This window comes from Ensifer adhaerens (assembly GCF_028993555.1).
Classification (GTDB): domain Bacteria; phylum Pseudomonadota; class Alphaproteobacteria; order Rhizobiales; family Rhizobiaceae; genus Ensifer; species Ensifer adhaerens_I.
The window spans coordinates 468,948-481,611 of sequence record NZ_CP118612.1 but is presented as its reverse complement, the minus strand read 5'-3'; the positions used below and the strand labels follow the sequence as shown (position 1 = coordinate 481,611).

The following is a 12,664-nucleotide window of genomic DNA, read 5'->3' as shown; positions in this document are numbered from 1 at the left end:
TGAATATTGACTATCGTCAATCTAAATAAAAATCGCTGATCTAAGCGGAATTAATAAGTCGTCAATCCTCGTTTTCTATTTTGGCCGAAATTCATACGTTGCAGCTCAGCGTCTGAATTCATGCTGGAGTTCCTATGAAGACGACTGATCTTTCGATTGCATCGCGCCTTTGGGCCGCCGTGCTCCTTCCGCTGATTGCACTTGGCGGCCTCCTCTATCTCCAGATCTCGGACAAGTGGCAGACTTATCTCCATATGCAAGAGATCGAAGTCGCCAGTGCCCAGGTCGGCGAGATCGGCAACATTATTCACCGATTGCAGATCGAGCGTGGGCTCAGTGCAGGTTTTCTAGGTTCGAAGGGGAGAGCAAACCAATCTGAATTGGTCGCCGCACGTCGTCAAACAGACAACGTGCTTTCTGGGTACAAGCAGCTCCTGCAGCTCGAAAATCAATCTGTAACGGAGGGGCTTCTGGAGCAAATAAGGCATATGGAAGCCGACCTCAGAAATGTTGCAACCTTTCGGCTATCAGTCGACCAATTCACGGCATCTGGTGCCGATAGTTTTCAGTTCTATACAAATATCATCGGCGGATTGACGAACCTTGCCCGGGTGGTCACGTCGCAAAACGTAGGCTCGGACATCACCTCGCGTCTCATTGGCTTCAATCAACTCCTGCAGGCGAAGGAACTTGCCGGGCAGGAGCGCGCTACCGGCAATGGCTTCATCACGGCCGGCAAGGTCGACGAGTCACGTTTTGTGGGGTTTGCTCAGTCAGGCGGCGCCCAATCGGCACTGCTTCAATCCTACCTCTTCATGCAGAACCCCGTAGACCGTTCAAATTACGCCAAGGCGCTGGACAATTCCGCGCTTGAAGATCTGGTTGCGATGCGATCCGTCATTATCGGCAAGGGACAAGGAACTGCTCTTACTGGCCTGAACAGCACGACCTGGTTTGCGACGGCGACGAGCCGGATCGAGGCCATGAAGGCACTCGAGGACGAGACGTTGCGGGGAATCTCGGCGGTTGCCGCCGAGCATGCCGACAATGCGATGCGCTCCCTCATTGTCCTTGTGGTCACCTTCATCGCTGTTACCACCGCCATCGTTTACTTCTGCCTTAAGATGGTCACGAGCATCATCAAGCCGTTGAAGAACATGGTGGAGTCGATGGGTCGACTTGCAGCGGGGGATCTTGAGCTTCACGAAGCCAACGATAGACGCGGGGATGAGATCGGCCAGATGGCTGATGCAGTCGAGGTGTTTCGTCAGGCCGCAATTCGAAACCGGGAGCTCGAAGCAGACGCCGCGCAGAACCGCCGTCGTATGGAGGTTGAACGCGTTGAGATGCAGCGCATCGCGGATGAAGAAGCCGAGGCCCGTTTGAACCAGGCGACTGCCGCGCTTGCAGGCAGTCTTCGCAGACTTGCCACTGGCGACATGGTTTGCGAGATCAAATCTCCGCTTGCGCAGCAATTCGAGGCCCTGCGCCAGGACTTCAATGCCTCCATCTCACAGCTTCGCAGCGCCCTGCTTGGCGTTGGAGCGGCAGTCGCAACTGTCGAGGGGGGCTCGCAGGAAATCTCCGGCGCCTCGGACGACCTTGCAAGACGAACCGAACAACAGGCGGCCTCACTTGAGGAAACGGCTGCTGCCCTTGAGGAGATTACCTCCAATGTGCATGCCACATCGAGACGCGCTGCCGAGGCGCGTGACGTCGTGCAAACGGTCCGTCTTCGCGCTGACAAATCCGGCGAAGTGGTTCGCCACGCCGTCGCTGCCATGGAACGAATTGAAGCCGCATCGCGCCAGATCAACCAGATCATTGGTGTGATCGACGATATCGCCTTTCAGACCAATCTGTTGGCACTAAACGCCGGCATCGAGGCAGCACGGGCCGGCGATGCTGGCAAGGGTTTCGCGGTTGTTGCCCAGGAAGTGCGCGAACTCGCCCAACGGTCGGCAGTCGCCGCACAGGAGATCAAGAGTCTGATCGCCAACTCCGCCGTGGCAGTCAGCGATGGCGTGAGATTAGTGGGTGACACTGGTGATGGGCTTGGCGCAATTATGCAATTGGTCGGCTCTGCTGCTTCACATATGGACGCGATCGCATCTTCCGCGCAGGAACAGTCTGCTGGTCTGTCGCAGGTGAGTTCCGCGGTCAATCACATGGACCAGGCAACTCAGCAGAACGCGGCGATGGTCGAGGAGATGAATGCTGCTGGGGCTGGCCTCGCACAAGAAAGCGCGAAGCTATCGCAGTTGTTGTCGGGCTTTGAACTCGGGCTGGCTTCTCAAGTGCAAACCGCCGCGACGTCGAATTCCTCGGCCACCATGCGCGTAGTTGGGTGAGCTAGAGGGAGCGCTGCGATCGATGAAGACTGGCAGACGCTCTGAGTCTGGCGTCCGCGTCTCGCCGAAAGCACAGCACCCGCACGAGGGCTCCCGCACCGACCTGCTTACGTCTGTATTCCTTCAAGATTCACCCGACTTTTTGTTGTAGCCGCCGTAGTCGTAGCTGTCGGGTTGGTTGCGCCTTCGTTCTGGTCTCCGACTATCTTTGTTCCCTCTAATTTTAGGGGCCTCTCATTGACGGACGTTGATTGGTAAGCGGCATCTCATTGGGAGGACAACGGGCTCGACACGGCCGGCTCTCATAGTGACGGGTAGCAGATGTCCGTCCTTGTCGATTTCCCATCCTGAGCTTCCGTTCCTCCCAATAACGAGCTGCTATGACGGATGGACGGTCCATACGAACGGCCAACTCTCGTTTAGCCATATCCGATCAGCCGTCCAGCGGACTTAAATCACAAATCTCTCATGTACCGCGGATATGAGTGTTGCACGTCAGCACAGGGAGAACCGATGCGAGCGAAGAAACATCGCGAGACCGAAACCATCTCCGAAACGATCAGGGAACTGGCAGTCCCAGGAATGAAGCCAAAAGCCCTGATCGAAGCCGTCAAGGCCAGGCATCCAAATTCTTCGAAAAAAGACATTGCCCGAGCTGCGTTTCTCACCATCATTTTGTCTGCCGAGTATGCCTCGGAGGATGCCCAAGCGCTCCACGATCTTGCGAGCGAGACCTCTGACGGAGAAAGCACTGCATGAGCGGACCGACATAGCCAATGTCGAAGGGATGGTGGAACTGGCCGCGTCAGTCACATCCACGATAGGGATATTAGGAAGGCCAATCACCACACGCTCGGCATCGGAAGCAAGAGAGCAACGCTCCTGGCTGATGGCTTGACCTATGTGATCAACAACATCCGCCCTGACCTACGGGAGCGAGCTCGCATCAGGCGATGGTGAAGTATCCCTTTTGAACGGCAGTTGTCGCATCCATGCTGGCGCCGCGGTCATCTCCAAGGAAACCGCGGACCGCTCTAAGGTCGCGGGCATTCAGATGGAGCTCATACGTGGTCTCCGGAGCTTTCTTCCGGTGCTGGCAGGATCGAGACGTTCTCACCGTCGCCGAGTAGACCCCCGGAGGTATACTCAGTCCGTCGATGTGAACGTCACTCTCCGCTATGAGACCTATGATCCTTCCTCGGCTCGGCAATATTTTAGACTCCCGACGGCTCCTTCAGAACGGAGCGATGCTGCCCTATTCTACGGCGCACCAGTCGCGGATGTGCGAAATCGCGAACCTCATCTGAAGCCCGCGGTGCTCCACGACCAACTTGTCGGCTTCCCGACGCATGAATTTGGCGACGTAGTTGCGAACCGCCCCCGCTTCATCGACCACTTCGAACACGTATGTCATCGCCTGAAATACCCCTAAAGATTTAGAGGTTATATTTCCTTCTGCTTGAGTGAGACTTACGCTCGATGGATTTCGCCGCCCATTTGCGAGGGCAACGAGTTGTGGCTCGTGGTGGATGGGAATTCGACTTTGCTCATCGCCCGTCATTCGAAATGGCGGGCGATACCTTGCTGCACGAAATGACGAGGCGAATTTGAATGTCCCGCCATCGATCGAACGGGCACTCACAGGCTCGGGAGCCAACTTCGCCGAAAAGCGGCGATTGCGTTGTGGAAATCATCGACATTTTGCTCCTCCTCGCTGGGACGCCAGATGACAAAAGGGATTTCGTCAGGCGAGACTTCCCCCGTCATCATGAGGGGAAAACAATGACAACAACCAATGAGATTGCAGATAAGATCGCGACCGAACACGGCTTGACCAAAGTCCAGAGCAAGGCGGTTGTCGAGGCGGTCTTTGCCGCCGTGACCGCCGCCGCCACATCCGGCGCCGAAACGGCGATACCTGGCTTTGGCAAATTCAAGGTCAAGGACACGCCTGAGCGCGAGGCGCGCAATCCCGCAACCGGTGCGACCATTAAGGTTGCGGCTGCGAAGAAATTGACCTTCGCGCCGGCCAAAGCTCTCAAGGACGCGCTGAACGGCTGATACGACTGGGAGGTTCGGGGCGAGAACGGGGAAATGCGAAGGCTGTTGAGGGCGCTACGACCTTGATCCGCCAGAATGCTTTCCGCGCTGCGCACCACCTTTCGGCGGTGTTATCTGGCCGCCTCGAACCTTCGATCGGATTTACGCACAAGCATCTATACGCTGGTGAACACTACAGAATGAGACGCTGGCTGATATCATCCGCGATCCGTCCGAAATCATCCCATAAGTCCCATTTAAGCCAGAGCCAGCCCGTGTTCTAATCCCGTAAGTACTCTTTTAGACAGGAGGAACCTATGACCATCCAGTCACTCGACGTCTCCCGGAATTCGCCGCTGGCCAAGCGTTCGATCGCCCAACTGCCCATCAACCTGTTTGGATCGGTGATAGGCATCACGGAATACGCAACTGCGCCTCTGACTTGACGCATGTGATCGCGGATCGAAGCTGCTCACCAGCGCGCGCGGCGATCGGCTATATTAACTCGTTGGCTGTTTGCTCGATGAGGCCGCGCAACAATATAATAAGGGCCGGCCGCAATAGCTGCGACCGGCCCTTGGAAGTTAGCTCTAGCCCAGTAATTAGGCCGCGGCGGCCTTGAAAGCTGCGGTCGCCTTGGCAACCGGCGCCTCGTAGGGCTTGTAAGCGTCCTTGGCGAGATCAGCGTACATTTCGCCGATCTTCGTAGCCTCGGCGACGAAGCCTTCGTAGCTCGCCTTGATGAAATTGGTCTGCAGTTCGAAAGCAGCTTCGACACTCTTGATGCCGGACAGCTTCTCGACGTGCGCAACGCCATCTTCAAAAGACTTCTTGGAATAGTCTGCAGCTTCAGTCGCGATAGCCTGGAGACCCTTGGTCCAAGCGGAATAGCTCTTTACAGCCACGTCAATGGCTTCTTTGCTTTTCTTGTTTGCATCGTCGAAGTTGAACATCCGGTGTCTCCTTAGTGACGGCCTGATCTGCAAGCATCCACTTATGTTGCTTCGCACAACAAAAGTCAACACACGTGTGCAGTGCAACAAACGGCAGCACTACTTGGCGAACAAACGGCCGACACCCCGGCCCGAACGTTAGGGTCGCGGGACGCGTAACTTCCGGATCGAGACTCAGGCCGCTAGGTCAACCTGGTTCTTGACAACTTTGCATCATGCGGAGCACCCGAATGAAGTACGCGGCATCGAGAAGGCTATCTCTGGCGTCCTCCGGTGAGAGATCGGGCGCTCGCGAAGATGCCGCTTGCAAGTCGATTGTAACGTCCCTCGCCCGCCCGCCGCCTACGCCCCCGATCTGCTCGCGCATGTCGCGGATCGTGTCGACAGATTGCTCAAGAAGTCGGCCTATCTGCTGGGGTGACAGCTTCTCAATCTCGTTGGCGGCTCTGATCAGGTCGGCGATGGAGAGAGACATAGCGGAATCTCAGAGCCACCCGTTGCGGAGAAATAAACCTGCCTTGCACGTCGATCCAAAGGCCAAGTTGGGTGGACACGTTGCTAACGGATACCGGAGAGCGTTCCCCAGTTGAACGTCGCCGATACACAAAAGGCGGCCATCGATCATCATCTGCGTCGCGTCTCCCTCGATCACGCATAGGTCAAACATTCGGAACTCTGGCAGGAAGCTCCGTCTCATGTATTGCCTTAGGAGTTGTGCCGGAGAGGTCCCATGACCCGCCCCCCGGACGGTACGGTTTTATTGGCTGACAGACGTCGGCAGTAAGGGCACCACTGCGGAGTTCAGGTAAGCGGAGCCCCGAGAGAACTCGATCGCGTGTCCGTGACCGAAATCAAAATAGAACCTAGGGCGGCAGAAAATTTTCCGCCATGGGACTTCAGTCCCACAGCTCCCGCGCAAAAGTCTGAGGTTCATTGCGGACACTCCGCCGCGCTAATTTTTCTGCCAAACCCAGGGGAGTTTGGCCTTTCCTTGGGCGGCATCAGCGCAAAGGCCGGCTCTTCTAACCCGCTCAGAGCTCCGGCGCTGTTGCCTCACGGGAGGATGATGCTTTTGGCGATGTACGAGCGACATACCTACGGACCGCCCCCCCAACCTGCCGCGGGGACGCAAGCCCTAAGCAGCCCACTCAAGATCCGGGGCGGAGGCGAGCCTCTCTCGTCGTGCCTCTCCGATTGATCGCACGGCAAATGACAGTGGTGATTTGGTGTTGCCTAAGTCTCTAGCCGTGCCCAGCGCTGCTACCCGGCAAGTCTCTAGTCTTCGGAATGAGTTCAGGTCCCCGTCGCGTCGATCTTGGAAATTTCGGCTGGCGATAGGTGTGGGACCTGTGGCGGCCGCATCCAACCACATGGCTGCTCGGCAGCGAGTAACGAGGTGAACACTTGCGCCAGCTACGCCACAATGAAGTCGTAGCGGCCGAATTTTCCGTCGCTCGTCGCCCTGATATCGAGTACCAAGGCTGCGTTGAATATGCGGCCACGTTCATTGCCCGGCTCATTGGCAAAATAGAGTTGCGTCGTCAGCACGGTCCCACCGGGCCGCTGGACTTTCACGTGGTAATGCCGGGTGCGACCAGGATAGAGCCCTGGCACGATCGTCTCGAACCACCATTTGCCATCTGCATCTATGAATTGATCCAAGGAGTTTGTATCCGCTGTTGTCGTAGGTGCCGCTCTCATCAGCGTGCCATAGCTCGATCAACGCTTTCGCTATCGGCTGGCAATTCTTGGTGAGTACGTAACCGGCAAGCGTCAGCCTTTCACCACCCGGTGCATCGCTTGCGAAGTCCTGTTTTTCAGGGCTCTCCGGCGTAAAATACGGGCCTTCGGTCTGTGCCGGCGTCAGCTCGTGATCATCACCGCAACTAGCCGTAAGCGGCAACTCCACCGGAGCGCCGGCTGCATGGCTTAGGCTCGGAAGCACAATCGGCGTGGCGACGAAGCTGAAAAGGAAGCGAATGTCCACGTCTCCTGTGTCGATGCCGAGGCAGCGATACGGGCGACCGCGTCGAATCCACCAAGCCGACCGACCCCGCCCCGGCTCACCGGACCTCCTCCTGCCAGTCGTACTCAGTATCTGCGGGCTTAGTCAGAAGATGATGTCGCTCGCGGAGAGATCAGCGAGCGTGACGCCTTCGATGAGAATGCCGGTTCCTTCGCGGAATTCGACGTAAATGCCCTCCGCAGTATCGTTCGAGGCGTCGAGGAAAGCGTCGTAGTCCCACATGCCGTAGGAGTGGGCGGTGAATTCGATGACGTCGCCGCCCTCCGCGTCGAAGTCGACGATGCGATCGACCCCTTGCGTGTTACCTGCTTGGCCAACCCAGACGAATGTGTCCGCCCCAGCTCCGCCGCTCAAGACGTCGGTCGTATCGCCACCTGAAAGGATATCGTCGCCCTCGCCGCCAAAAAGCTGATTGCTCCCCGAGCCTCCCCGCAGCGTATCGTTGCCGGCCCGGCCCTCGAGAAAGTCGTTGCCGCTGAGCCCCTCCAGAACATCATTGCCGTCACCGCCCCGCAGCACATCGTCTTGGTAGCCGGCGGTCACGGAGAAGTCCTCCACATTGATGAAGGTCAGTCCGGTCTGCGTCACCCCGCGTGTGCCGTCAAAATCGATCACTTCCCCTTGAGTGTAGAGGGATAGATCGAGCCGGTCTTGTCCGGCGCCACCATCAACGGTGCCGCTGAAATAGGCGTGAATCTCGTCGTTGCCACCGCCGCCCAGCAAGGTCGACCCGTCGCCCAATCCAGCTTGGTAAGGGAAGGCGTCGAAGATCACGTCGTCTCCATTGCCACCGTCCAGGACGTCCTTGCCGCCATCCGAAAAGCCGGAACTGCTTATCACGTCGCGACCGTCGCCACCGAACGCCATATCGCTGCCTTCACCAGCCTTGATTAGGTCGTTGCCGGCTCCGCCGTCTAGGCGGTCGTCGCCATTGTCGCCGCCAATGGTATCGTCGCCATCACCGCCGAACACGAAGTCATTGTCGTCTAAGCCCCACATCCAATCATTGCCGCCGCCGCCCGTTAGGTAATCTGCGCCAGCGCCGGCTTTGATGTCGTCGTCGCTGGTTCCACCTTCGATGTGGTCGTCACCGTCGCCCGTTTCCACTGTCACTGACGTGATGTTGGTCGCGATCACGGTGTCGTTGCCGCTGCCGGTCACGATGTTGGCTTGCTCGATGCCGCGCACAATCGTGCCCGTCGACGCGTTGCCGGCGACGAAATCGATGGTTAGGTCGTCGGACCGTCCGCCTTCATCGAGCCACAGCGCGTCTTGGCCGGCTCCGCCGTCGATCTCGATGGAGGAGAGCGTCGTAGTGATGTTGTCGTTGCCGTCGCCCCCAAACAGATGGTTGACGCCATGCGCGTCGATGATCGTGTCGTCACCAGAACCCGCATCGACAACATCGTCACCGGCGGAACTCGCCTCACTGTGGGGATCGGGCCACGACCATCCAATAAAGTCGGCCCCTGCCCCGGTGGAAATCTTGTCGTCGAACGCGCTTCCCTGAACCAGATCGTCTCCGCTCCCAGTGGTCAGCTCTATCCGCTCGATATCGTGGAAGAAGAGATGCTGCTCGCGCGGCGTCTGATAGCCGATGATACCGTGGCCATTGGCTCCGCCGAACATGACTTGATCGGACATCATAGAAAGATCGACGACCAGCGTGTCGATGCCGTCGCCGCCAGTCACCGCGCCGCCGATGCTAATGAGGGAGATCCGGTCGTCGCCCGCGCCACCGTCGAGGCGGTCATAGCCGCTTGAGCTCGTCAGCCGATCGTTGCCGGTGCCAGCATCGACAAGGTCGTCGCCTCCGCCGGCATCGATGTCGTCATCGCCAGAAAGACCCCAAATTCGATCGGCCTCCTTGGTTCCATACAAAATATCGTCCCCGGGATTTCCCACGGTCTTGGCCATCTCGTCATCCCCCACCAGATCAAGTTTAGAAACAGTCTCCACGTACCGCAGCACAACAGAGTGTAATATATTCATTTCATAGCAAATGTATTTTGACTCGACAAATATTAATCTAAATTCATAATTATACGTACTTTACTTCAAATTTTGTACATTGAAATATTTTGGCGACAACCAAGTACAATAACGCTAGAGGCGCGAGTGGCAGGCTCTATGTTCGAGCGTAGCGGAAATGGTGGTTAAGGGTCTTCGGCCCACGCGGTTCCGGGCGATACATTATGCGATCCCAGACGCACAGAACCGGAACAAACGGCACAATGATCGTCATGTGCCCCTTTCGCGACTGAAACCAAGATTGGGCTGACCGCTCTGAAGCTTGCAGGTTGCCGTCGAAAACTTGCACTTCGCGTCTGATCTGTCTGGCAGTCATGGGAAATGGCGACCGAGGTGCGGGCGGGACCTGGCCGCGCGACGACAGCTTGGCAACAATATCGCGTTGCCGCGTGCTCGTGCCCTTAGGGAGGTTGATGAAAGTTAATACACCATGCGTTTAGTTGAGGCGCAACCAGTCCACCAATACAAAAGACGGATTTTGTTTGGTCGTGACTAGAGAACCTGCGGCCATTGCTGGTGGGCGTGCATGACAGTGAGGATCTCGACATCCCGACTTACGCGGTAGGGAATGATGTAGGGAATGTCGGCTAGCACGAGCTCGCGCGTGCTCTTGATACGACCAGGCCGCCCACTGGCAGGGTACTCGGCTAACGCATCCACGGCAGTGACAATCCGCGCCACGACGCGGGCCGCCGCATCCGGATTGTCTTTCTCGATATGCGCGCCGATCTCATCAAGTCGCCGCAACGCCCGAAGCGTCCAGCGAATACGCTTCGCACTCATGATTGACGTGCAGACCTGACGTACTTCCCGACGACTTTCGCCACATCTTCATCGCTGGCGAACTCACCCCGGTCGGCCTCGGCCAACCCGGCTTCAATCTCGGCAAGCTGCCATTCCTGCTGCTCAACAAAAGCTTCGATGGCTTCGGCAGCCATATAAGAGCGGGACCGATCCAGCTTCTCAGCGAGCTGATCCAGCTTGCTCGCGGTTTCGTCTTTTACACGCACGGTAAACGCCGTAGTCATGGGATCTAACTTCCTTTGGTTCACTTTGATTATTAGTGAACCACTCTGGTTCGTCAAGGTTTAGCAAGGCACTTTAATCGGTTTGCTGTCCTCTGAAGCTTTCTAGTGGGGGATTGGTTGCAGGTTCGAGTCCTGCCGCTGCCACCAGTCCGCGGTTCCGGCTCTGAGGCAGCGACAATTCAGATTGCGAAAACCGCGCTCGGCATTGCATCCGTGGAATGATCCACGACGCCGCGAAACCGGCCGCCGCGGCGTTTCCGATTGAAATGGTATTTCAGAGACTAACTATCTGTTTTTACAGGCATTATTTAGGAAAGACGCCAAGCGTTCTTCCTGGAGAAGCTCTAGGTCATCATCATCACAAGCACCATGCCCCAGATCGTCAGCAGGGTGTTGCCGACGGCATAAGTCACGGTGTAGCCGAGCCCAGGGATCTGGCTCTTGGCCCGATCGTTGATCATGCCCAACGAGGCAGTCGTCGTACGTGCGCCGGAGCAGCACCCCAGGAGAATGGCGGGATGGAACCGGAACACATATTTCCCGACATACATTGCCAGCACCAATGGCACCGTCGTTGCGAATATCCCCCAAAGGAACAGGCTGAAACCAAGCTGCTGCAGGCCGGCAACAAAACCCGGGCCCGATGATATGCCGACCACGGCGATGAAGACGTTGAGGCCGACCGAGTTCATGAACCAGACCGTCGAGGTCGGTATGCGCCCGAATTTCGGCCGAACGGAGCGCAGCCAGCCGAAGAAGAGTCCGGAGATCAACGCTCCCCCTGAGGTGGACAACGTAAACGGCACATCTCCAACCTTGTAGACGAGCGCACCGATCAAGCCGCCGATGGCAATTGCAGCACCGATGAAGGCAACGTCGGCAACGTCGCTCGGGCGGTCGGCCACACCCAGTGCTTTGGCGGCAGCCGCCGTGTCCTGCGTTCGCCCGACGATTGTCAGGATATCGCCGCGATGGATCTGCGTGTTCGGAAGGATCGGAATTTCCGTCGCCGTAGCGCCACGGGCGATCCGACGCAGGAATACACCACGGGACGTCGGCCATTGTGCCAGCTCCGCCAGCGTCTTGCCGTTCGCCTCCTTGGTCGTGACAAGCACATCGACGCCTTCGACCGGCACGGCCAGCAACTCGCGGTCGTCGACTTCCTCTGCCGCTTGACCGATCACGCTTACCAGCACTTCGCGCCGACCGGCCACAGCAACGACGTCGCCTGCCTGGATCACCGTGTCTGCCGTGGCATCCTCGATCTTTCCCCCGCGACGAATACGCTCGATGAAAATCCGCTGCTCAGGGATCATCGATTCGGCTTCGCGTGCGGTCTTGCCGACGACTGGCCCGCCCTCGCGGACGCGATAGGCGCGCAGCTCGTAGTGGTGCCAGGCGGTTCCAGCGCCCCCCGCTTCCTTCTTGCCACCTTGCTCCGCCTCGTAGCGTTTGCATTCCGCCTCCAGGTCGATACGCATGAGCGCAGGGCCGATCAACGCCAGCACGATCGCCGATCCGATCGTGCCGAAAATATAGGTGACGGCATAGGCGACGGGCATGGCGTCCAGAAGACGTTTGGTTTCTTCCGGCGCCAGTCCAAGTCGATTGATGGCATCCGTTCCCAGGCCCATTGACGCGGAGATGGTCTGCGAACCTGCATAAAGCCCCAGCGCGGATCCCACGTCGTAACCGGCTATCTTGGCAGCGATGTAGGGCGCTCCGAGGCAAAAGACGCACACGACCGCAGCGAACAACGCCTGCGGAAGGCCATCCTTCGCAATGCCCCGAACGAACTGCGGCCCGACGCCGTAGCCGATCGCAAACAGGAACATCAGAAAGAACGTGGCCTTGAGCGGTGGTGAAATGGTGATCCCGAGCTGGCCGATGATGACGGCAGCAATCAGCGTCGCTGTCACCGCACCGAGGCCGAGACCTTTGTAGGTGAACGATCCGAAGTAATATCCAAGCGCCAATGAGAGAAATATTGCAATTTCAGGATAAGTGCGAAGCGTGTTTACGAACCAGTCAACCATGGTGCCTTCCCCAATACTTCGCCGAAGCCATCTACCTCGAGGTATCTTCTCGGAAGAATAGTAAGCGTGATGATGCCCAGCGATCCTCACGGAAGCAACAGCATTGACGCAAATCACCTCAATGTAACTGTTACGTATCTTCCATCGCGTGACGCTTGGGCCATAATTCCAGCCGAAGTGAATATTGCAGATGTACTCA

At 57.5% G+C, this 12,664-nt stretch carries 12 protein-coding genes and 1 pseudogene; 4 read left to right on the top strand and 9 right to left on the bottom strand.

All coding sequences use genetic code 11. The features are described from left to right. Positions 1 to 134: 134 nt before the first annotated feature. Positions 135 to 2,351 carry a methyl-accepting chemotaxis protein gene (locus PWG15_RS35195; protein ID WP_275027491.1) on the top strand — a complete coding sequence of 739 codons (2,217 nt, stop codon included), beginning with the start codon at positions 135 to 137 and terminating at the stop codon, positions 2,349 to 2,351. 513 nt (positions 2,352 to 2,864) lie between these two features. Then, positions 2,865 to 3,110: a hypothetical protein gene (locus tag PWG15_RS35190; RefSeq protein ID WP_275027490.1), complete on the top strand. Its 246-nt coding sequence runs from the start codon at positions 2,865 to 2,867 to the stop codon at positions 3,108 to 3,110. Positions 3,111 to 3,606: 496 nt separating this feature from the next. On the opposite strand, the gene PWG15_RS35185 is transcribed toward PWG15_RS35190, so the two are convergent. Continuing rightward, on the bottom strand, positions 3,607 to 3,765 hold the full coding sequence (locus tag PWG15_RS35185) for a hypothetical protein (RefSeq protein ID WP_275027489.1): 159 nt from the start codon (positions 3,763 to 3,765) through the stop codon (positions 3,607 to 3,609). A gap of 368 nt (positions 3,766 to 4,133) precedes the next feature. On the opposite strand from PWG15_RS35185, the gene PWG15_RS35180 reads away from it, so the two are divergent. After that, positions 4,134 to 4,412 (top strand): HU family DNA-binding protein, encoded by a 279-nt coding sequence (locus PWG15_RS35180; RefSeq protein WP_275028005.1) that lies wholly within the window; start codon positions 4,134 to 4,136, stop codon positions 4,410 to 4,412. Between the two features lie 296 nt (positions 4,413 to 4,708). Continuing rightward, a complete protein-coding gene (locus PWG15_RS35175; protein WP_275027488.1) occupies positions 4,709 to 4,837 on the top strand; it encodes a hypothetical protein in 129 nt (42 codons plus the stop codon). Between the two features lie 156 nt (positions 4,838 to 4,993). Here the strand turns inward: PWG15_RS35175 and PWG15_RS35170 are convergent, their stop codons facing one another. From PWG15_RS35170 to aspT, 8 genes and pseudogenes are all read right to left on the bottom strand, one after another. Beyond that, positions 4,994 to 5,344 (bottom strand): phasin family protein, encoded by a 351-nt coding sequence (locus PWG15_RS35170; protein WP_275027487.1) that lies wholly within the window; start codon positions 5,342 to 5,344, stop codon positions 4,994 to 4,996. A 187-nt stretch (positions 5,345 to 5,531) separates the two neighbouring features. Further along, on the bottom strand, positions 5,532 to 5,819 hold the full coding sequence (locus tag PWG15_RS35165; RefSeq protein WP_275027486.1) for a hypothetical protein: 288 nt from the start codon (positions 5,817 to 5,819) through the stop codon (positions 5,532 to 5,534). A 938-nt stretch (positions 5,820 to 6,757) separates the two neighbouring features. Next, entirely contained in the window at positions 6,758 to 7,006 is a 249-nt protein-coding gene (locus PWG15_RS36515) for a hypothetical protein (protein WP_342457089.1), read from the bottom strand. A gap of 76 nt (positions 7,007 to 7,082) precedes the next feature. After that, positions 7,083 to 7,253: pseudogene (locus PWG15_RS36510) on the bottom strand (intradiol ring-cleavage dioxygenase); the annotation flags it as partial. Positions 7,254 to 7,454: 201 nt separating this feature from the next. After that, on the bottom strand, positions 7,455 to 9,287 hold the full coding sequence (locus PWG15_RS35155; RefSeq protein WP_275027485.1) for a calcium-binding protein: 1,833 nt from the start codon (positions 9,285 to 9,287) through the stop codon (positions 7,455 to 7,457). 606 nt (positions 9,288 to 9,893) lie between these two features. Further along, entirely contained in the window at positions 9,894 to 10,184 is a 291-nt protein-coding gene (locus PWG15_RS35150) for a type II toxin-antitoxin system RelE/ParE family toxin (protein WP_275027483.1), read from the bottom strand. After that, entirely contained in the window at positions 10,181 to 10,429 is a 249-nt protein-coding gene (locus PWG15_RS35145; protein WP_275027482.1) for a CopG family ribbon-helix-helix protein, read from the bottom strand. Before PWG15_RS35145 ends, PWG15_RS35150 begins: the two co-directional genes overlap by 4 nt. A 344-nt stretch (positions 10,430 to 10,773) precedes the next feature. After that, entirely contained in the window at positions 10,774 to 12,465 is a 1,692-nt protein-coding gene (gene aspT, locus PWG15_RS35140; protein WP_275025892.1) for an aspartate-alanine antiporter, read from the bottom strand. Between the last annotated feature and the right edge of the window lie 199 nt (positions 12,466 to 12,664).